Annotated in this window: 22 protein-coding genes; 10 read left to right on the plus strand and 12 right to left on the minus strand. The window is 65.1% G+C overall.

The genetic code is table 11. From position 1 onward, the window contains the following. Positions 1-23: 23 nt before the first annotated feature. Positions 24-1,364, minus strand: coding sequence for a histidinol dehydrogenase (hisD, locus tag BH95_RS01415; protein WP_037180711.1), 1,341 nt, complete (start codon positions 1,362-1,364; stop codon positions 24-26). A 110-nt stretch (positions 1,365-1,474) separates the two neighbouring features. Next, positions 1,475-1,942 (minus strand): SRPBCC family protein, encoded by a 468-nt coding sequence (locus tag BH95_RS01420; RefSeq protein WP_037180714.1) that lies wholly within the window; start codon positions 1,940-1,942, stop codon positions 1,475-1,477. A gap of 52 nt (positions 1,943-1,994) precedes the next feature. Here BH95_RS01420 and BH95_RS01425 point away from each other — a divergent pair, with 52 nt between their 5' ends. From BH95_RS01425 to BH95_RS01430, 3 genes are read left to right on the plus strand one after another with little or no spacing between them, the layout of a single operon-like run. Beyond that, entirely contained in the window at positions 1,995-2,624 is a 630-nt protein-coding gene (locus BH95_RS01425; RefSeq protein WP_037180716.1) for a LysE family transporter, read from the plus strand. A gap of 38 nt (positions 2,625-2,662) precedes the next feature. Continuing rightward, positions 2,663-2,803, plus strand: coding sequence for a hypothetical protein (locus tag BH95_RS28680; protein ID WP_155291609.1), 141 nt, complete (start codon positions 2,663-2,665; stop codon positions 2,801-2,803). Next, complete coding sequence (locus BH95_RS01430) at positions 2,800-3,183, plus strand: YchJ family protein (protein ID WP_033188582.1); 384 nt, start codon at positions 2,800-2,802, stop codon at positions 3,181-3,183. Before BH95_RS28680 ends, BH95_RS01430 begins: the two co-directional genes overlap by 4 nt. Before the next feature lie 53 nt (positions 3,184-3,236). Here the strand turns inward: BH95_RS01430 and BH95_RS01435 are convergent, their stop codons facing one another. Further along, complete coding sequence (locus BH95_RS01435) at positions 3,237-3,647, minus strand: DUF5997 family protein (protein WP_019665876.1); 411 nt, start codon at positions 3,645-3,647, stop codon at positions 3,237-3,239. Between the two features lie 78 nt (positions 3,648-3,725). Here BH95_RS01435 and BH95_RS01440 point away from each other — a divergent pair, with 78 nt between their 5' ends. Continuing rightward, on the plus strand, positions 3,726-4,724 hold the full coding sequence (locus BH95_RS01440) for a LysR family transcriptional regulator (RefSeq protein WP_020112004.1): 999 nt from the start codon (positions 3,726-3,728) through the stop codon (positions 4,722-4,724). Positions 4,725-4,729: 5 nt separating this feature from the next. On the opposite strand, the gene BH95_RS01445 is transcribed toward BH95_RS01440, so the two are convergent. Genes BH95_RS01445 through nadA form a run of 4 tightly spaced genes read right to left on the minus strand, consistent with a single transcriptional unit; the run spans position 4,730 to position 8,698 of the window. Further along, on the minus strand, positions 4,730-5,137 hold the full coding sequence (locus BH95_RS01445; protein WP_020112003.1) for an RNA-binding S4 domain-containing protein: 408 nt from the start codon (positions 5,135-5,137) through the stop codon (positions 4,730-4,732). 29 nt (positions 5,138-5,166) lie between these two features. Then, a complete protein-coding gene (gene nadC / locus BH95_RS01450; RefSeq protein WP_037180718.1) occupies positions 5,167-6,033 on the minus strand; it encodes a carboxylating nicotinate-nucleotide diphosphorylase in 867 nt (288 codons plus the stop codon). 2 nt (positions 6,034-6,035) lie between these two features. Continuing rightward, complete coding sequence (locus BH95_RS01455; RefSeq protein WP_037180720.1) at positions 6,036-7,658, minus strand: L-aspartate oxidase; 1,623 nt, start codon at positions 7,656-7,658, stop codon at positions 6,036-6,038. Further along, the gene (nadA, locus tag BH95_RS01460; RefSeq protein ID WP_027498857.1) at positions 7,655-8,698 is read right to left on the minus strand and encodes a quinolinate synthase NadA; all 1,044 of its coding nucleotides are present in this window, start codon (positions 8,696-8,698) and stop codon (positions 7,655-7,657) included. Before nadA ends, BH95_RS01455 begins: the two co-directional genes overlap by 4 nt. Before the next feature lie 183 nt (positions 8,699-8,881). Between nadA and BH95_RS01465 the strand changes: the two genes are divergently transcribed. Continuing rightward, a complete protein-coding gene (locus tag BH95_RS01465; RefSeq protein ID WP_020111999.1) occupies positions 8,882-9,577 on the plus strand; it encodes an NUDIX hydrolase in 696 nt (231 codons plus the stop codon). Positions 9,578-9,579: 2 nt separating this feature from the next. Here the strand turns inward: BH95_RS01465 and BH95_RS01470 are convergent, their stop codons facing one another. Genes BH95_RS01470 through bioB form a run of 3 tightly spaced genes read right to left on the minus strand, consistent with a single transcriptional unit; the run spans position 9,580 to position 11,439 of the window. Next, positions 9,580-10,227, minus strand: a complete 648-nt coding sequence (locus BH95_RS01470; RefSeq protein WP_037180723.1) for a DUF2567 domain-containing protein — start codon at positions 10,225-10,227, stop codon at positions 9,580-9,582. Further along, positions 10,167-10,391 (minus strand): biotin synthase auxiliary protein BsaP, encoded by a 225-nt coding sequence (bsaP, locus tag BH95_RS30055; protein WP_442981363.1) that lies wholly within the window; start codon positions 10,389-10,391, stop codon positions 10,167-10,169. Before bsaP ends, BH95_RS01470 begins: the two co-directional genes overlap by 61 nt. Before the next feature lies 1 nt (position 10,392). Next, a complete protein-coding gene (gene bioB, locus BH95_RS01475) occupies positions 10,393-11,439 on the minus strand; it encodes a biotin synthase BioB (protein ID WP_020111997.1) in 1,047 nt (348 codons plus the stop codon). A gap of 128 nt (positions 11,440-11,567) precedes the next feature. Here bioB and BH95_RS01480 point away from each other — a divergent pair, with 128 nt between their 5' ends. Beyond that, a complete protein-coding gene (locus BH95_RS01480) occupies positions 11,568-12,158 on the plus strand; it encodes a TetR/AcrR family transcriptional regulator C-terminal domain-containing protein (RefSeq protein WP_019665885.1) in 591 nt (196 codons plus the stop codon). Here the strand turns inward: BH95_RS01480 and secA2 are convergent. Then, the gene (secA2, locus tag BH95_RS01485; protein ID WP_037180727.1) at positions 12,155-14,461 is read right to left on the minus strand and encodes an accessory Sec system translocase SecA2; all 2,307 of its coding nucleotides are present in this window, start codon (positions 14,459-14,461) and stop codon (positions 12,155-12,157) included. The two genes, BH95_RS01480 and secA2, sit on opposite strands and share 4 nt — an antisense overlap. A 162-nt stretch (positions 14,462-14,623) precedes the next feature. Here secA2 and msrB point away from each other — a divergent pair, with 162 nt between their 5' ends. Both msrB and msrA read left to right on the plus strand, forming a co-directional pair. After that, entirely contained in the window at positions 14,624-15,148 is a 525-nt protein-coding gene (msrB, locus tag BH95_RS01490; RefSeq protein WP_033188578.1) for a peptide-methionine (R)-S-oxide reductase MsrB, read from the plus strand. Beyond that, positions 15,145-15,663 carry a peptide-methionine (S)-S-oxide reductase MsrA gene (msrA, locus tag BH95_RS01495; protein WP_037141930.1) on the plus strand — a complete coding sequence of 173 codons (519 nt, stop codon included), beginning with the start codon at positions 15,145-15,147 and terminating at the stop codon, positions 15,661-15,663. Before msrB ends, msrA begins: the two co-directional genes overlap by 4 nt. Positions 15,664-15,849: 186 nt before the next feature. Here the strand turns inward: msrA and BH95_RS01500 are convergent, their stop codons facing one another. Further along, entirely contained in the window at positions 15,850-17,013 is a 1,164-nt protein-coding gene (locus BH95_RS01500; protein WP_037160334.1) for an MFS transporter, read from the minus strand. 144 nt (positions 17,014-17,157) lie between these two features. Here BH95_RS01500 and BH95_RS01505 point away from each other — a divergent pair, with 144 nt between their 5' ends. Together BH95_RS01505 and BH95_RS01510 are read left to right on the plus strand one after the other, a co-directional pair. Then, the gene (locus BH95_RS01505) at positions 17,158-17,610 is read left to right on the plus strand and encodes a MarR family winged helix-turn-helix transcriptional regulator (protein WP_019665890.1); all 453 of its coding nucleotides are present in this window, start codon (positions 17,158-17,160) and stop codon (positions 17,608-17,610) included. Positions 17,611-17,701: 91 nt separating this feature from the next. After that, on the plus strand, positions 17,702-19,813 hold the full coding sequence (locus BH95_RS01510; RefSeq protein ID WP_037180731.1) for an acyltransferase family protein: 2,112 nt from the start codon (positions 17,702-17,704) through the stop codon (positions 19,811-19,813). Positions 19,814-19,839 lie beyond the last annotated feature (26 nt).

Below are 19,839 nucleotides of genomic sequence, written 5' to 3' on the forward strand. Positions count from 1 at the left end.
GACGCTCGATCCGACGACGCCGCTCACTTCGACAACCCTTCGAATCGCAACCGGACCGCCTCGCCGTGCGCCGGGAGATCCTCGGCGTTCGCGAGGGCGATCACGTGGCCTGCAACATCCTTCAATGCCGCCTCCGAGTAGTCGACGACGTGAATTCCGCGCAGGAACGTCTGCACGCTCAGACCCGACGAGTGACGCGCACAACCCGCGGTGGGCAGAACGTGATTGGACCCGGCGCAGTAGTCACCGAGACTGACCGGCGACCAGGCGCCGACGAACACTGCGCCTGCGCTGCGCACACGAGCGGCCACGGCCCGGCTGTCCGCTGTCTGGATCTCGAGGTGCTCGGCCGCGTACGTGTTCACCACGGCCAGCCCCTGATCGATGTCGTCGACGAGCACGATGCCGGATTGCTTACCGGACAGCGCTGTCGCGACGCGCTCTGCGTGCGTCGTGAACTCCAGCTGGGCGTCGAGCGCACGATCCACCGCATCGGCGAGTTCGGTGCTGGTGGTCACCAGCACACTGGCCGCCATGACATCGTGCTCGGCTTGGCTGATCATGTCCGCCGCGACGTGCACCGGATCGGCCGTGGAATCGGCCAGCACGGCGATTTCCGTGGGACCTGCCTCGGAATCTATGCCGATCAGAGAACGGCACAGGCGCTTGGCTGCCGTGACGTAGATGTTGCCGGGGCCGGTGATCAGGTCGACCGGTTCCAGTTCGGTGCCGTCCACGTCCGTGCCGCCGTACGTGAGCAAGGCGATTCCCTGGCCGCCGCCCACTGCCCACACCTCTTCGACACCGAGCAGTTGCGCAGCAGCGAGGATCGTGGGGTGCGGCAACCCACCGAACTCTTTCTGCGGCGGGGACGCGACCACCAGCGAACCGACACCCGCGGTCTGAGCCGGAACAACGTTCATCACCACAGACGAGGGGTACACCGCGTTTCCGCCGGGCACGTAGAGACCGACGCGCTCGACCGGGACCCACCGTTCGGTGACCGTTCCGCCTGGAACGACCTCGGTGGCCGTGTCGGTGCGACGCTGATCCGCGTGCACGATCCGAGTGCGCTCGATGGCCACTTCCAGCGCCGCGCGAACCGCGGGGTCGAGCTCGGTCAGTGCCTTCTCCAGAGCCGCGGCGGGCACGCGCACACGCTCCGGACGAACACCGTCGAACTGTTCGGAGTACTCGAGCGCCGCCTCGACGCCGCGCTCCCGCACCGCCTCGACGACGGGACGAACCTGATGCAACACCGCATCGACATCCACTCCACCTCGTGGAAGCGCGCCGCGTAGTTCGGCGGTGGATGGAGTTCGGCCGCGTAGATCCACGCGGGCGAGCTCGATGCGGGCAGGCATAAGGACTCCTTGCGAAACGACGAGAAGTGACGGTTGTCGATCCTCAAGGATAGTGCCGGTGCCAATCGGTTATCCCCGCACGTCCTGCAGACGGTGACGAGGTGCTCGCGTCAGGTGTACTTGCGGGCAAGCTGTGCAAGCGTCGAACTGATGCCTTGCGCATTCTTCTGCGGCATCTTGAACACCTCGAGCAGCTTCGGAGCCTTCGCCGTGCTGTAGTCGAAGGACTCGGTCACGGCGGAACGACCCGGCTCGGTCTCCTCGAACTGCCAACGCCACGTGTGCCCCATCGGATGCTGCCACTCGATGACTTTCACGTCCGCATCGTCTCGAAAATCCGTGACGGTGCTGGTGATCCGATACGGAACTCCGAACTGCTTCATGCTTACGGAGAACTTGGCTCCGCGCGTCAGCCGGTTCGGCCCGCGGACCGTGTCCTTCACGGTGCCGGACCCGTCCAACTCGCCGTGCCGATGCGGATCCGCGACGAGAGCGAGCAACTCGGACGCAGGAGCATTCACGACGGTGCGACGAGCCACTACGCGGTCACCTTGATCGATCGTTTCGATGGAAGCCATACCGGTCCAGTACCCACGATCGCCCCAACCACTCCTGATGTTCAATAGTCCCATGAGCATGCATGTCTGGTTTGCGTTCCTCGGCGCGGCAGTGGTGATCAGCCTCTCGCCCGGCGCGGGCGCCATCGCCTCGATGTCCACCGGCCTCCGCTACGGACTGGGACGCGGTTACTGGAACATCGTCGGTCTGCAGATCGGGCTGCTGCTGCAGATCGGCATCGTCGCGGTCGGCCTCGGCGCCGTCCTCGCCGGGTCGGCGGTGGCGTTCTCGGCGATCAAGTGGTTCGGCGTCGCCTACCTCGTCTACCTCGGAATCCGGCAGTGGCGGGCAGGTCCGACCGACATCGACACCGCCCCCGGCGTCGCCGACCGGGGAGTCGCCATGCTCGGACGAGGCTTCCTCGTCAACGCCTCGAACCCCAAGGCAGTGGTGTTCATGCTGGCCGTTCTCCCACAATTCCTCGACCCGGCACATCCACTTCTGCCGCAGTACCTGATCATCGCTGCCACGATGGTTGCCGTGGACATGCTCGTGATGACCGGCTACACCTCACTCGCCTCGCGAGTGCTGAAGCTGATGCGCTCGCACCGTCAGCAGGTCGCTATGAACAGGACGTTCGCGGGCCTGTTCTTCGTCGCAGCCACGTTCCTGGCCACCATCCGCAGGGCAAACCCGATCTGAAGGCAGGAGTCAGCACCATGAGGAAATATCAAGTGCTCATGAAATCGCCCGACGGCGACACCGTCACGGCGCTCGGGACCTTCGACACCCTCCTCGAAGCCAACACCTGGATTCGAGACGAAGGTCACCGCGACGAACACGAACTCGGCACCTACGACGTCGCCGTGGTCGGCGAGTGAGCCCCACCTGCACCTGCCTCAGCGGCGACCTGTTCGACGCCTGCTGCGGACCGTTTCTCGCAGGAACCACGCACGCACCCACCGCAGAACGACTGATGCGGTCGCGGTACACCGCATTCGCAGTCCGCGACCCCGAGTACCTGCTCCGAACGTGGCACCCGACGACCAGGCCCGACGAGCTCACCCTGGACGACGAGCAGCGCTGGTACCGGCTGGACATCGACGACACCAGCTCCGGTGGGCTGCTCGACTCCGACGGCGTCGTCGCGTTCAGTGCCTTCTACCGGCACCCCGACGGAAACGGAGTTCTACACGAGCGCAGCCGATTTGTTCGCGAACACGGACACTGGCTCTATCTCGACGGCGTCCTCAGCCCGTAATCAGGTCAGCGGAGCTTCCATACCTCTGGTCAGCGGAGCTTCTGTGCCTCTGGTCAGCGGAGCTTCTGCGGCCGATTGGAGGCCGCACGGCGCGCTTCTTCCTTCGCCTTGACGCGTTCGGCTTCGGCTCGCACTTCCTTCTGCAGCCGCTGTTCCTTCACGAGCCAGTCCGGCTTGTCGGCGAGCAACGTCTCGATCTGTTCCGACGTCAGCGCTTCGGTCACGCCCGACCTGCCGAGTCCCGCGATGGAAATCCCGAGCTTGCGCGCGATGACGTCCTTCGGGAACGGGCCGTGCTGCTGCAGGTCCGCCAACCACTGCGGCGGATTCTGCCTCAGTGCGTCGAGTTCGGAGCGGCTCACGGGAGTCGACTGAAACTCCTGCGGGGCCGCAGGAAGGTAGATGCCGAGCTTGTTCGCCGCGGTCAGGGGCTTCATGTTCTGCTGATTCTTCTCCGGGCTCACCCGCACAGCCTATCTTCCCCACGCAGTGCTCGATGCCACCGTCCGGGCTCTCGCCGGTTCTCGCATAGTGTTGACCACGTGAATTTCGACGTGCAGGTGCTCCGCTGGTACATCGCCGTGGCCGAGGAACTGCACTTCGCACGCGCGGCGAAGAAGCTGAACATCGCCAGGACGAAACTCAGCGCGGCTGTCATCGACATGGAAGCAGAACTCGGGTACCCACTGTTTCGTCCCGGCGTGAGCCCGACCCAGTTGTCCGCCGAAGGCCGGGAGTTTCTCGTGACCGCCCGGGCTCGCGTCGCCGAGGACGACACAAGACTCCGCGCCGAGGCCGCGCGCAAGGCCGCCGAAGTCGCCACCCTCACTGTCGGGTTCACCGAGGGCGTGACCCCGACGAAGTGGAGCCGGATCTGGGCCGAGCGATTCGAGGACATCACCCTCGAGCTGGTCCCCACCACAGTCGACACCCAGCTCGACTTGCTCAGAAGCGGTGCCGTCGACGCCGGCTTCGTTCGGCTGCCGGTCGATCGGAACGGGCTGAGTGTCGTTGCGCTGTACGAAGAAGTCCCTGTGGTCGTTGTGCCGAAGGATCACGCGGTAGCCGCGTTCGACCGGGTCGCGGTGACCGATCTCGCCGACGAGCACCTCCTGCAGTCACCCGAGGAGATACCGGAGTGGGCGGCAGTCGCCACCGAGATCGCCGACGGTACGGCCCTCCCGATCCCGGACATCGGGTCCAATTCGGAACTTGTCGAATACGTCGCTGCCGGTCTGGGGCTCGCCATCGTCCCTCAGTCCATCGCGCGGCTGCACGCTCGGAAGGATCTCGTGTATCGGCCGGTGGACGGGGTGGCCGGATCCACGGTCGCGCTCGCCTGGCCGAGCGACAAGAACACCGAGAACGTCGAGGAATTCTTCGGCATCGTCCGCGGCAGATCGGCGCGCAGCTCTCGAGGCAAGACAGCGGACCAGACCCGAAAGCCGAATCAGGTCAAGAAGCCCGCAGCGCCGAAAGGGAAGACGCAGAGCGGGAAAGCACCACGCAAGGCGGGGCCGCGTAAGCGTCCCAAGCGCTGACTCGGTCAGGCTCCGTGGTGGCGCTCGAGGTCCCGCATGCGATCGAGGTCGCGCAGCTTGTCGAGGTCGCGACGGTCCCGCTTGGTCGGCCTTCCGGCGCCCCGGTCACGTCGAGGCTGTGAGGCCAGAATTTCCTTCGCCGGCGGGGGCGGACTGCGGTCGATCATGCATTCCGCGGCTACCGGCGCTCCGACGCGTTTGGCGATCAGGCGGGTCACCACCACGATCTTCTCCAGTCCCTCCACGCGCAGTCTGACTTCGTCGTCGACGCCGATACGCAGACCGGGTTTCGCCGGGGTGCCGTTCACCCGAACATGACCCGCACGGCACGCGGCGGCCGCTGCCGAGCGGGTCTTGAACAGCCGGACCGCCCAGATCCAGCTGTCGAGGCGGACGCTCTGTATCTCTGACATCGAATTCGAATCTACAAGACGGCCACCGTCTACATGTCGAGCCCGAGATCCAGCACCGTCACCGAGTGCGTCAACCCCCCGACCGCGAGGAAATCCACTCCGGTCTTCGCGTAGTCGCGGGCGACGTCGATCGTCAGACCACCGGAGGACTCCAACTTGGTCTGCGGAGAAAGTGCGGCTCGGCGCTGGACGGCCATCTGCGTCTGCCACAGAGCGAAGTTGTCCAGCAGGACCAACTCGACGTTCTCGGCCAGTACCTGGTCCAGTTGCTCCAGGCTGTCCACCTCCACCTCGCATTCGATGTCGGGTGCCGCGTCGCGGACGGCCTGCAACGCCGCGACGACCGATCCCGCTGCTGCGACGTGGTTGTCCTTGATCAACGCCGCGTCACCCAACCCCATTCGGTGATTCACTCCACCGCCTGCGCGCACCGCGTACTTCTGCAGCGTCCGTAAGCCGGGCAACGTCTTTCGGCTGTCTCTGATCTTCGCGTCGGTGTCGGCGACCTGGTCGACCCAGGCCGCAGTCGCGGTCGCGATTCCGGACAGGTGGCACACCAGGTTCAACATCGTGCGCTCGGCGGTCAGCAAACCTCTCGTCGGCGCTGTGACGGTCAGAATCGACTGTCCGGGAACAACTTCGGTGCCGTCGACGACTCGATCCTCGACCGTGTACCCGTCCACGCCCAACACCTCGTCGAGAACGAGAAGACCCACGTCGATTCCCGCGACGGTGCCCGCTTGCCGAGACACCACTGTCGCCGTTGCGCGCGCCTCCGCAGGAACCGTTGCAGTCGTGGTCACATCGGGCCCGTACCTCAGGTCCTCCGCCAACGCGGTGCGGACGATCGACCGGATCTCGTCGGGATCGAGTCCCTGTTCGATCAGCGCGTTCACTGTCAGCTCACCCCTGTCGTCACGTGCGAAAGGCAGGCCTCGAACGTCGATTCGAGCACACCCTCCTCGTTCCTGGAAATTCTGAAACTGCCCAGCAGATCGTCCCGGACTTCGGGATGGTCAGCCCGGGTGTGGCATCCCCGACTCTCGGCGCGCTGGCTCGCCGCGAGAACGAGAGCCGACGCCGCCGCTGTCAGCGCCGAATCCTCGAGCGCCGTCCCGTCGACCACGTCGCGGGTGGTGGATTCTCGGAGAACCTCCGCGGCGACGCGAAGACCACCCTCGTCACGCACCACACCGGCGCACTCAGTCATCGTCTTCTGCAATCGTTCTCGCGGAACCGCGGCGGCGGTGGGCACGGACACGTCGACCTCGGGGGTCGGCGATCCGAGTCGTTCCACCGCTGCTTGCCCGACGCGCTCACCGACGACGAGACCTTCGAGCAGGCTGTTCGACGCGAGCCGATTGGCTCCGTGCAGCCCCGTCCGCGCCACCTCCCCGGCCGCGTACAAACCGGTCACCGACGTGCGCCCCCACACATCGGTGACAAGCCCTCCGCACGAGTAATGAGCTGCCGGTGCGACCGGAACGAGGTCGTGGGCCGGGTCGATTCCCGCGGCGAGGCACGAGGCGGTGACCGTCGGAAAACGAGTACGGAAGTCCCGAATCATCCTGGCGTCCAACAGAACATGGTCGGTACCGGTTGCGCGCAGCCGCTCGGCGATCGCACGCGACACGACGTCACGCGGCGCGAGATCGGCCATCGGGTGACTTCCGGCCATGAAGCGCACACCGTCCTGATCCACCAGAACAGCACCCTCGCCTCGCACGGCTTCGCTGACGAGCGGCCTGCGCCCGGTACTGCCCGCGGCGAACAGCACCGTCGGATGGAACTGAACGAACTCGAGATCCGCCGTGTCCGCGCCTGCATCGAGACCGAGCGCTATTCCGTCGGCCGTCGCCCCTGCCGGATTGGTGCTGCACGAGAACAGCTGCCCCAGACCGCCCGTCGCGAGCAGAACCGCAGGCGCATGGACGACTCCGTAACCTCGACCGGACAGCACGAGCGCCCCGACGACGTGCCGCGACACCGTCAGAACCTCGACCACTCGTCCGGCCATCACGACGTGCCCGTCGGCTCGGCGACTCGACACCGTCAACGCTCGCTGGACCTCGGCTCCCGTCGCATCCCCCCCGGCGTGCACGATCCGCCGAACCGAGTGCCCACCCTCGCGCGTACGCGCAGGCAGACCGTCGGCACCGAGGTCGAACACGGCACCCCACTCCTGCAGCGTCGCGAGGGCATCACGACCGCTCGCGACGATCGACCTGACGGCCTCGACGTCACACAGTCCGCCGCCGGCCCCGCACGTGTCTCGCACGTGCGAGTCGATCGCGGCCTGCCCGCCCGATCCGGGAACAGCGATGCCGCCCTGCGCGTACTGAGTCGCGGTCCCGGGCGGTCCGTCCTTGGCGATCGTGAGCACGCGAAGCCCGCGTCTGCTCGCCGACAGTGCCGCACTCAGACCCGCGACGCCGCCTCCCACGACGACGAGGTCCGCCGACACCTCCCAGGACCCGATGTCGGCCGAGGCCTCCCGTGCAGCCCCCGAGGGTGTCGTCACTCGCCGCCGCCCGGCGTGCCGATCTCGATCATCCGCTGGACGGACTTGCTCGCCACGTGCGCCGTGTCGAGGTCGACGTGCACCTCGTCCTTTCCTTCGACGAGGCAGCGCAGCAACGCGGCAGGAGTGATCATCTTCATGTAACCGCACGATGCCCGGTCGTTGACGGCCTGGAAGTCGACTTCCGGTGCGGCACGGCGCAGCTGATGCAGCATGCCGATCTCGGTGGCCACCAGAACCTGCTTGGCTCCCGTCGCACGGGCGGCATCCAGCATCCCTCCCGTGGACAGGATCTTGACCTTGTCCTCCGTGACGAAGCCCTCACCCGCGAGGTACAGAGCCGACGTGGCACAACCGCACTCGGGGTGAACGTACAACTCGGCGTCGGGGTGAGCCCTCGACTTCTCCGCCAGTTCGTCACCGTTGATGCCCGCGTGCACGTGGCACTCGCCTGCCCAGATGTGCAGGTTCTCGCGCTTGGTGACCCGCTTGACGTGGGCTCCGAGGAACTGATCGGGAAGGAACAGAATCTCGCGACTCGGATCGATGGACTCGACCACCTCGACAGCGTTCGATGACGTGCAGCAGATGTCGGTGAGGGCCTTGATCTCGGCCGTGGTGTTGACGTAGGACACGACGACGGCGTGCGGGTAATCGGCTTTCCACTCGCGGAGTTGGTCCGCGGTGATCGAGTCGGCCAGCGAGCATCCGGCACGCTGGTCGGGAATGAGGACCGTCTTCGACGGGCTGAGAATCTTCGCGGTCTCGGCCATGAAGTGGACACCGCAGAAGATGATCTCCTCTTCGGGAACCTCGGCGGCCATCCGCGACAGCGCCAGGGAGTCACCGACGTGGTCCGCGACATCCTGGATGGCGGGAAGCTGGTAGTTGTGCGCAAGGATCGTCGCACCGCGACGGCGCGCCAGACGCTTCACCTCGGCCGCCCACTCCTCGGTCGGTTCCACCCCGCTGTAGCCGCCGGGGCCGTCGACTATGCCGGCCGCGCCCGCCCACAGAGCCGCAGTCGCGGCGGAATCCATCACGGCAGAATTGATCACTGCCGAACCACTGGCCCCGAGCCCGTTCGTCCTGCTCGCCATGGCGGTACTCCTTCATCGATCGTCCGGCCGAGGTAGTGCCGCCGGCGTTTCCGGCGAACGTGTCGGTCCGGCGTACTTCGTCCGGATTTACTTCCTTCAGGTTTTCGACTTACAATCGAAAACATGCAACATCGTAGCACCGTCCACGAAGTTCTCATCGCGGTATTCCAGGTTCGCAGCTTCGCCGCAGGCCAGGCGCCGGAACTGGCCGTGCTGCTGTGGCAACGTGCGCTCGATCCCCAGAAGGGTTCGTGGTCGCTTCCAGGCGGTGTACTGAGCGACGACGAAGACCTCCCCACCTCGGCGCGGCGACAACTCGCCGAGAAGGTCGACGTGCGCACGGTGGCGCACCTCGAACAGTTGTCGGTGTTCAGCGACCCCGAGCGTGTACCGGGCGACAGACGAATCGCATCCAACTTCCTCGGACTTGTCCCGATAGTGTCCGACCCCCGACTGCCACCCGACACAGCGTGGCACCCCGTGGCCCGCCTACCGGAGACGTCGTTCGACCACGGAACCGTAGTGCGACACGCGCGCAACCGTCTTGTCGCCAAGTTGTCCTACACGAACATCGGCTTCGCGCTGGCACCCGTCGAATTCGCGATGTCCACGCTGCGGGAAATCTACACCGCAGCACTCGGATACAGCGTGGACGCGACCAACCTCCAACGCGTGCTCGGCCGGCGCAAAGTGATCGAACCGACCGGTCGAACCTCGCCGTCGGGCCGGACCGGAGGTCGACCTCCCGCACTCTTCCGCTTTGCGGAATCGTCGATCAGAGTCACGGACGAATTCGCGGCCCTGCGGCCTCCGACCTGACCTCAGGCTCGGTCGCGCTCGAGAAAGAACTCGCCCTCCGGCGCGCCGGCGGGGTCGCCGTCGTGATCCAGCGGAGTGAACCGCAGATTGTCGTGCGGGTTCATCGCAACCAACAGGAGCACCACCAGCGACGCCACGAGGGGCTGCACCACCAGCAGCAACGGCGATTCGAATCCCGGTGCGACTGCAACGACGGAGCCCGTCGCCGGATCGTCGGGCCTGGGATGAACCCACCGTGCGGCAGCGATACCGACGCCGAGCATCGCCCCGGATCCGAGTATCGAACCGATGAGGATACCCGCGAATTGCAGCGGACCCCGAACTGCCGTCCACGCCCAGACCGCAACGGGCAGAACAATTCCCGCAACAATCGCCGCACAGGCCGCCATCGCCAGCGCATCGAATCGATGCAGGCTCTCACCGGTCAGAGCGGCTCCACGCCCGGGGGCAACCACGACGAACCTCTCGGCCGGAGCGAGCAACGCCCAGACGATCCCGGCGAGAACACCGACGAGGACCGACACCGCGATCGGAACACCGAGCACCCGCCACCTCGCGGTCGTCGGCACGTCGAACTGCCCCGTCACGATCAACGCCTGCCCAGCAACGTCGAATCGGTGACTCCATGCCGGGAGCATTCCGCGGTCCATCCGTCGGGCACCACCTGGACCACCATTCGGCGGCCGCACTCCACACAGAATCGAGGAGGCTCGAGGCCCAGGGCAACCGCAGGCGAGAGCACCGGTGCGACACCTGGCACCACAGGCCGACCGGTGTAAGCGTCGAATAGCGCGGCACTGATCACCCCGTCCACCTTAGATGGTCGAGTTCAGTGCCTTGATCGGCATCTGCAGCGAACCGAGCAGGTCGAGGTCCTGTTCGGCCGGTCGACCGAGAGTGGTCAGGTAATTGCCCACGATGACCGCATTGATACCGCCGAGAATTCCCTGCTGTGCCCCCAGGTCGCCCAGAGTGATCTCGCGACCGCCGGCGAACCGCAGAATCGTCCTCGGCAGCGCCAGACGGAACGCGGCAACGGCACGCAGCGCCTCGGACGCAGGAAGCACATCGAGATGCCCGAACGGGGTGCCCGGACGCGGATTGAGGAAATTCAACGGCACCTCGTCGGGCTCCAACGCCGCGAGATCCGCAGTGAACTCCGCCCGCTGTTCCAGCGACTCCCCCATCCCGAGAATCCCGCCGCAGCAGACCTCCATCCCCGCGTCGCGCACCATTCGCAGTGTCTCCCAGCGCTCCTCCCACGTGTGCGTCGTCACCACGTTGGGGAAATACGACCGCGACGTCTCGAGATTGTGGTTGTAGCGGTGAACACCCATGCCTGCCAATCGATCGACCTGCTCCTGAGTGAGCATGCCGAGCGAACACGCGATGTCGATGTCGACCTCGTTCCTGATGGCCTCGATCCCCGCGGCAACCTGGGCAAGCAGCCTGTCGTCCGGCCCGCGGACCGCTGCGACGATGCAGAACTCGGTCGCGCCCGTCTTCGCGGTCTGCTTCGCCGCCTCGACCAGGCTCGGGATGTCCAGCCGTGCCGCGCGAACCGGAGACTCGAACAACCCGCTCTGCGAACAGAAGTGACAGTCCTCGGGGCAACCACCCGTCTTCAGGCTGATGATCCCCTCGACCTCGACCTCCGGCCCGCACCACTTCATGCGGACGTCGTGCGCAAGAGCGAGAAGGTCCTCCAACCGCGATTCCGGCAGCCGCAGGACCTCGAGCACCTGAGCTTGCCCCAACCCGATACCGTCCGCCAGCACCTGCACCCGTGCGGTCTCCAGAACGTCCGTCCTACCGGACGGCTCCTGCAGGCTCGACCCCGTGCCTACCGATCCGTGCGTCATGAGCAACTCCTGAGGTTCGCCGACTGCGGCTCGAATTTAGCCTTGAACACTGTTCAAGTTGAACGGCGTTCAAGCTATACTCGGCGTCGATTACTGTCAAAGTCGAGCGGACCGACAAGGAGTGAAGAGTGCAACTGCGCAGAGCCGACGTCCTCGACGGTGCCATTGCGATCCTCGACGAATACGGCCTGGGCGATCTCACGATGCGCCGCCTCGCGACATCACTTCACGTGCAGCCGGGCGCGCTGTACTGGCACTTCAAGGACAAGCAGACTCTGCTCGGCGCCATCGCCGACACCCTGCTCGCCGACGTCGACGCCGCGACGGACGCCGGCGACTGGGACGACCAACTCCGAGAACTGGCCCATCGCCTACGCAATGCGCTGCTCTCGCACCGCGACGGTGCGGAGTTGGTCGCCGCGACGTACGCGTCACGGTTGGTCACCAACCGCATCCGGGAACGTATTGCAGCGGTGTGCATACGGGCCGGATTGCGTCGGGCTGAATCCGAACTGGCCGCGGACACAGTGCTCTACTACGTGCTCGGCCAGACCGTCGACGAACAGGCACGCATGCAGATGGACTCGGCCGGAGCGCTCACCGAATCCGCATCGCCTTTGTTCGAAAGCCCGGACCCGACAAGCCGTTTCGATTTCGGACTGACCCTGTTCGTCGACGGCGTCCGAGCACGCCTGGGAGACCGAGCGCGACTGTCCTAACCGCCGAAGATCGGGCCGAGTCCCGCGCTGTTCGCAGTGTTGCCGGCGAACGGGTTGTCGTGAACCATGTAGGTCCACGTCGAGGACGGTCGGGCAAGTCCACTCTTGCCGAGATCGATGCCGTTCTCGGTGATCTCGGCCGACTCGAACGTCGCACGAGCATGCTCGATCGCCTTGTCGGACACCTCCCTGAACGCATCCACTGCGATCCGGTGATACTCGTCGAGCGGATTCTCGCGCCCGAGCGCGCGCAAATGGATACTTTCGCGCACGTCGGCGAGATGAGCAAGGTACTCGGACCACGACCGATCGAGATGGAAGAGCACGATGCGGCGTGCTGTAACCGTCAACACGTCCTCCGACACCGTCTCGCGTAGTTCGGCCGCTCGATCCGGCGCTGCGGATTCGAGAAGTTCGAGCGCCTCGCCGGTGGTCAGCAACGACGCTCGCCGACGATCCAGAATGTCGCGGTGCTGCGCCGTCAACTGGTTGTAACGCCATGTCCGAGAGTGCACTTCGAGCATGGCCCCCTCGGCGATGCGTTGCGCATGGTCGATCTTCGCCGCCACACCGTTCGCCGTGACGAGTCCGGTGTCGTCGGTCTTCTTCGGCTGATCCTTCGGACCGAGGTTCGCCGTCACGACCTCGTCCTCCCAACTGGAGAAGAACACCGAGCGGCCGGGATCGCCTTGCCGCCCGGCTCGGCCCCGCAACTGGTTGTCGAGCCGTTCGGTCGTGTGTCGGCCGGTGCCGACCACCAGCAGACCACCGAGTTCGGCGACCTCGTCCTTTTCCTTCCCCCCGCCGGAGGGACCACCGAGCTTGATATCGGTTCCGCGCCCGGCGATCTGAGTGGACACCGTCACTGCCGACCGCTCACCGGCCCGCGCGACGACGGCCGCCTCCTCGGCGTCGTTCTTGGCGTTGAGCACGACGTGGGGTACACCCGCCCTGTCCAGCAGATCGGAGAAGACCTCGGACTCGGCGACGTCGTGCGTACCGATCAGAATCGGTTGGCCTGTCTCGTGGGCTTGTTCGACGAACGCGACGACGGCGGCATTGCGGTTCTCGGACGTGTCGTACACACGATCGGCTTCGTCGACACGAACGTTGGGTTCATTCGGCGGAACGACGGACACGCCGAGCGAATAGAACTTCTTGAGCTGCTCGCCCGCAGCAAGCGCGGTGCCGGTCATTCCGCACACCGTGGCGTATCGACCGATCAGGGCCTGGACGGTGATGGTGTCCAGAATCTCGCCGGTCTCGGTCGGTGTCAGGCCTTCCTTGATCTCCACGGCTGCCTGCAGACCGTCGGGCCACCGCTGCAACTCCGCGACACGTCCGCGAGATGCGTTGATCAGCTGCACCCGTCCGTCGCGCACGATGTAGTGCACGTCGCGCTTGACGAGAACCTGGGCATGAAGAGCAACGTTGACCGCGACGAGGGTGGATCCGACGTGGTTCTCCGCGTACAGGTCGATGTCGCCGAGTTCCTTCTCCAGTTTCTCCGCACCGGCATCGGTGAGGAAGACGTTGCGACCGTCGGCATCGGTGTCGAAGTCGGTTCGACTCTGCAGAAGCTTCACGGCGTCGAAAACACGATCCGACGGAACGTCGCCCTTCACCGAACCGGCGAGCACGAGTGGAACCAGCGCCTCGTCGACCAACACCGAATCCGCCTCGTCGATCAGCGCGACGTCGGGTGCGGGCGTGACCAGATCGGCGGCGTCGTCCACGAGATGATCGCGAAGAACGTCGAAGCCGATCTCGTTGACCGACGCGTACGTGACGTCGCACGCGTATGCAGCTCGTCGCTCGGCCGCGGACGAGCCCTCGGAGATCCAACCGACGGTGAAGCCCAGTAATTCGTACAGCGGGCCCATCCACTCGGCGTCGCGTCGAGCCAGAAAATCGTTGATGGTCACGACGTGGACGCGGCGCCCGGCCATCACGTAGCCGATCGCAGCGAGGGCCCCGGACAAGGTCTTGCCTTCGCCCGTCGACATCTCCACCACATCGCCTGCGAGCATGCGCACCGCAGCCAGGAGTTGAACGTCGAACGGTTGCAGCTCCAGCGCGCGCGACGATGCCTCACGGACCAGTGCGAGGTAGCGCGGAACGTCGAGCTTGGCTGCGTCCGACACAGTTGCGTCGGCAGCCGCGGCCTTCAGATCTTCGTCCGACAGGCCCTTCGCCCACTCGGCGTGTCCGGCTGCGTTGTCGACGATGGACCGTGACCGGGCCTGGCCCTTCTGCGCGGAGCGCCCCAGAACCTTCCAGAACCGATCAGTACCCGATGCCATCTTCGTTTCGTCCCTACTGCCGGATGCCGGTGGGCGTGAGCCCTTGCCGCGGCCAGCCTACTGAACACCCGACGTGGATCGGGCACCGGAATATCGACAGGTGAGCGTTGTTGACTCATGGTGTGGCCGTGACGGCCGACGGTGACAGCAGGAAGGACACCGATGACACGTTCTTACGCCAAGGATTCCGAGCAGTTGAAGAATCTGACGGCCGAGCAATACCGAGTGACACAGCAGGAAGGCACCGAGCGAGCTTTCGACAACGAGTACTGGGACAACCACGAGCCGGGCCTCTACGTCGACGTCGTGACCGGGCAACCGTTGTTCTCCTCACTCGACAAGTTCGAGAGCCACTCGGGATGGCCGAGTTTCACCAAACCCGTCGACGCGACATCGGTAGTGCAGAAGCGCGACTTCAGCCATCTGATGGTCCGCACGGAAGTTCGTTCCTCCGGTGGCGACTCGCACCTTGGCCACCTGTTCAAGGACGGCCCGAAGGACCAGGGCGGCCTTCGCTACTGCATGAACTCCGCTGCCCTCCGGTTCGTGCCGGTGGATCGCCTCGAAGCCGAGGGCTACGGTGAATACCGCGCACAGTTCGACACGACGACACAGTCGGACAACACACAGTCGGACGACGCACAGTCGGACACAGTATCGACGCCAGACGAAGGAGCGCAGCAGTGAGTACAACCACCGAGACCGCCATTCTCGCCGGAGGCTGCTTCTGGGGAGCCCAGGAACTTATCAGGCACCGACCGGGCGTTCTGTCGACTCGGGTCGGTTACTCCGGCGGCGACGTGGACAACGCGACGTACCGTAATCACGGCACGCACGCCGAAGCCGTCGAGATCGTGTTCGATCCGAGTCTGATCTCGTACCGCGACCTGCTGGAGTTCTTCTTCCAGATACACGATCCGTCGACGAAGAACCGCCAGGGCAACGACGTCGGACTGAGCTACCGCTCGGCGATCTACTACACGTCCGACGAGCAGAAGCGAGTCGCGTTGGACACCATTGCGGACGTCGACGCTTCCGGCTTGTGGCCGGGCAAGGTCGTCACCGAGGTCGAGCCGGCAGGCCCGTTCTGGGAAGCAGAACCCGAGCACCAGGACTACCTGCAGAACTACCCGACGGGCTACACCTGCCACTTCGTTCGCCCGGGCTGGAAACTGCCGCATCGAGCGGACGCCGTCAGCTGAACGAAGGCCGAACGAACTGACCGTGGTCCCGAACGGCAGTGTTCTTGAACGGCAATGTTCCTGAACGGCAATGTTCCTGAACGGCAATGGTCCTGAACGGCAATGGTCCTGAACGGCAATGGTCCTGAACGGCAATGGTCCCGAGCGTTATGCTCGGGACCATTGCCGTCAGGGTGGGGCGTCGGATCAGATCCGAACCATCGAGCGCTGATGCTGCAGTCGGGTGGCCACCACGAGCACGACCACAGCGGCCACGGTGATGACCGCGCCCGCCCAGATCGGCGAGGTGTATCCCAGCCCTGCAGTGATCGTCACTCCGCCGATCCATGCACCGAGAGCATTCCCGAGATTGAAGGCCGCGATGTTGGCTCCCGACGCCATGGTCGGTGCGTCGTCGGCGAAGGCCATCACGCGCATCTGCAGGCCGGGGACCGTGGCGAAGCCGAACACGCCCATCAGGAACAGGGACACCACGGTTGCGATCTGGCTTTCCGCGGAGAACGCGAAGAACACCAGCACAGCGGTCAGCGCTGCGAGCAACGTCAGCAACGTCGCGGTGAGGTTACGATCCGCGGCCCTGCCACCGAGGTAGTTGCCGATGAACAGTCCGACGCCGAACAGAATCAGCAACCACGGCACCGAGCCGGAGGTGAACCCGCTGACCTCGGTGAGTGTGAAGGCGATGTACGTGAATGCCCCGAACATACCGCCGTAACCGAGGATCGTGATCGCGATCGAGAGCCACACCTGTAGGCGTCCGAACGCACGCAGCTCGGACCGCAGATGCCCTGGAGTCTCGGAGTCCGTCTTCGCCGGGACGAGAGTGATGGTGCCGACCAACGCCACAACCCCGATGACGGTGATGGCCCAGAATGTCGAACGCCAGCCGTAGGTCTGACCCAGCAGGGTTCCGAACGGTACTCCCAGAACGTTGGCTGCGGTCAGACCGGCGAACATCATCGCGATCGCGCCTGCCTTCTTCGCGGGCTCGACGAGACTTGCTGCGACCACGGCTCCGATTCCGAAGAATGCACCGTGACACAGTGCTGCCACGACACGGCCGAGCATCATGGCCTCGTACGATCCGGCGATCGCGGACAGAAGGTTGCCCGCGATGAACAGTCCCATCAATGCGACCAGAACGTTCTTGCGCGGAAACCGGGTGACGAGTGCCGTCACCACGAGGGCCCCCACGACGACGCTGAGCGCGTAGCCGGTGATGAGCCAGCCCGCCACGGCCTCGGTGACTCCGAAGTCCGCGGCGACTTCCGGCAGTAGCCCCATGATCACGAACTCGGTGAGTCCGATACCGAACCCTCCGATGGCGAGTGCGAGCAGTCCGAGCGGCATGCAGTTTCTCCTTGATCGATGCGTTCGCCGATAGCTAGCGCGTGCACTTAGTTGCAGACGCGTCATAAATAGTTGCACACGCCTTATAACTGCGCAAGCTGCTAAACTCCGACTGAACTTTCGACAGGCTTCGAGGAGGACACAGTGGGAATCGCCGACGATTCATCCCTCATCCGCGCCCAGGGATGGCGAACACTCGCAGCGCTCCACGCGCACATCGAGGCCGAACTCGAACGCGCACTGCAGGCCGAGCACACACTCTCGGTGGTCGAGTACGCAGTCCTCGACGCGCTCGGTCGGCAAGACGGGTGGCATATGCGGATGCAGCAACTGGCACGTGCAACGGCTTTGAGCAGCAGCGCCACCACTCGATTGGTCAATCGACTCGAAGATCGAGGCATCCTCACACGAGTGCTGTGCAAGGACGACCGTCGAGGCATCTACACGGAACTGACCACCGACGGCCGAGCGCTGTTGGAACGAGCACGCCCCACGCACGACGAGGTTCTGGAAAGCTCACTGTCGTCGGCCGAGCAGATTCCCGAGTTGGCACCACTCGTCGACGCGATCCACCGATTGCCCGCAGCCGCTGGCTGATTGTTCACCCGGGGTTCAGGCACAGTATCGTCTGCCTCGAGAACTGCACTGCGTCCCCGTATTCGTCGACCGTCGGAGCTTTCACCCTCTTATGCACGCCCAGTACCAACCTGCCGGCACTTCCGTGCCCGCTGCTCCCCCGGTTCGGGCGGCCGACGCACGACCGGCAGTGCGGCAGGATCTCAACGGTCTACGCGGCGTCGCGATCGCTCTGGTCGTCGTCTTCCACATCTGGATGGGACGCGTCTCCGGCGGTGTCGACGTCTTCCTGACCTTGACGGGCTTCTTCTTCACGGCCTCGCTGATTCGCACCGCCCGCGCGGGTGGATCGATCGATCCGTTCCGTCGAGTCGCCCGCATCCTGCGCAGGCTCGGCCCCCCGCTCGTGCTCGTCCTGACCGGTGTGGCCGTCGCAACGATCGTTCTGCTCCCGCGCACGCGATGGGTCGACATCGGAAATCAGCTGGTCTCGGGCGTCTTCTTCTTCGCCAACTGGGAGTTGGCGTGGACCTCACAGGACTACTTGGCGGCGGACCCGACGGTCAGCCCGGTCCAACACCTGTGGTCCGTTGCGGTCCAATTCCAGTTCTATCTGATCGCCATCGCCGTCGTCTTCGGGCTCTCCTGGATTCTTCGCAAGTCACGCGGAGCATCGCGACCCAGCCCCGATCCTCGTGTCTACCTGGTGCTGTTCGTCGGCGCGGCACTGCTGTCCTTCGTCTACGCCGCAGACGGTACGTCGCGGCTCCAATCCTGGAATTACTACGACACCGGCGCTCGACTGTGGGAGATCCTGCTGGGGGCGGCCGTCGCAGCGATGTACGCCGCGAAACCACCCGTCCACGACGGGGCCGATGCATCGTGGCCGTCGAAGACAGCCCGCACGGCACTGGCGGCGGCCGGGTTGACCGCGATCGTCGCGTGCGGATTCATCTTCGACGGTGTGCAGGAGTTCCCGGGCCCCTGGGCACTGTTTCCCGTACTCGCGACACTCGCGTTGGTGCTCGCGGGACCCGACACACCTGTCGCAGCGCTGCTCAGCACGCGATTCGGGCTGTGGCTCGGCTCGATAGCCTTTCCTCTGTATCTCTGGCACTGGCCGATTCTGATCTTCACCCTCGCGTACACGGGCGAACAGACCGCGGACCTGCTCACCGGCGCGTGCATCATCGGAGCGTCCGTGCTTCTGGCGATGCTGACCGTTCGCCTCGTCGAGAAGCCGGTGCAGGCGCCCGCCCGATCCATTCCACGCCTCGCGGTGACGGGCACCGCTGCGGTCCTTGCCCTCGCACTCGTGGCCGGTTCCGCCGGATGGAACTACTACATCCAGAGATCGGTCGCGAACCTGCAGGCCAACGACACCGTCGACCCGATCACTCATCCGGGCGCTTTCGAACTCACCGACGGCATCGTCGCCGAGGACGCACCGGTCAGTCCCGCGCTGTTCTCGGCACCGGAAGATCTGCCGATCACCACCGTCGAAGGCTGCATCGCGGACTTCGAGAGGCGTGATGCGATCAGCTGCGAGTACGGCGACACGACCGCGAACCGGACCATCGCACTTGCCGGTAGCTCCCACGCGGAGCACTGGATCACCGCACTGGATCTACTCGGCCGCGAACACGGGTTCCGCGTCGTGACCTATCTCAAGATGGGCTGCCCACTCACCCTCGGCACGATGCCCATGCTCGGCGACAGCGAATACCCCGACTGCCTGGACTGGACCGAGACGGTACTGTCCGATCTCGCGCAGATACGACCCGATTACGTGTTCACCACCGCGACGCGGCCGAGCGACGACGGCCCGGGCGACGTCACCCCCGACTGGTACGTGCAGGTATGGAACGAGCTGTCGGCCTACGGCATCCCCGTCCTCGGTATCCGCGACAATCCGTGGCTCGAACGTGACGGCATCGCGTACCGGGCCATCGATTGCCTGGCCGACGGCGGCAACGCGACATCGTGTGGCATGGAGCGAGGCAACGCACTCGGGCCGATCAACCCAGCTCTCGCGGCATCCTTCCGGCTTCCGACGGTGTACCCCCTGGATCTCTCGAACGCTCTGTGCGACGGTCCGGTCTGCCGTGTCATCGAGGGCAACGTACTCATCTACCGCGACGAACATCACCTCACCGCTACCTACGTACGCACTCTGACCAGCGAGTTGGGGCGGCAGATGGCGTCGGCGACGGGTTGGTGGTGAGCCGGTTCGATCCGGCCACAGTAGGG

The organism is Rhodococcoides fascians A44A, from assembly GCF_000760735.1.
Classification (GTDB): Bacteria; Actinomycetota; Actinomycetes; order Mycobacteriales; family Mycobacteriaceae; genus Rhodococcoides; species Rhodococcoides fascians_E.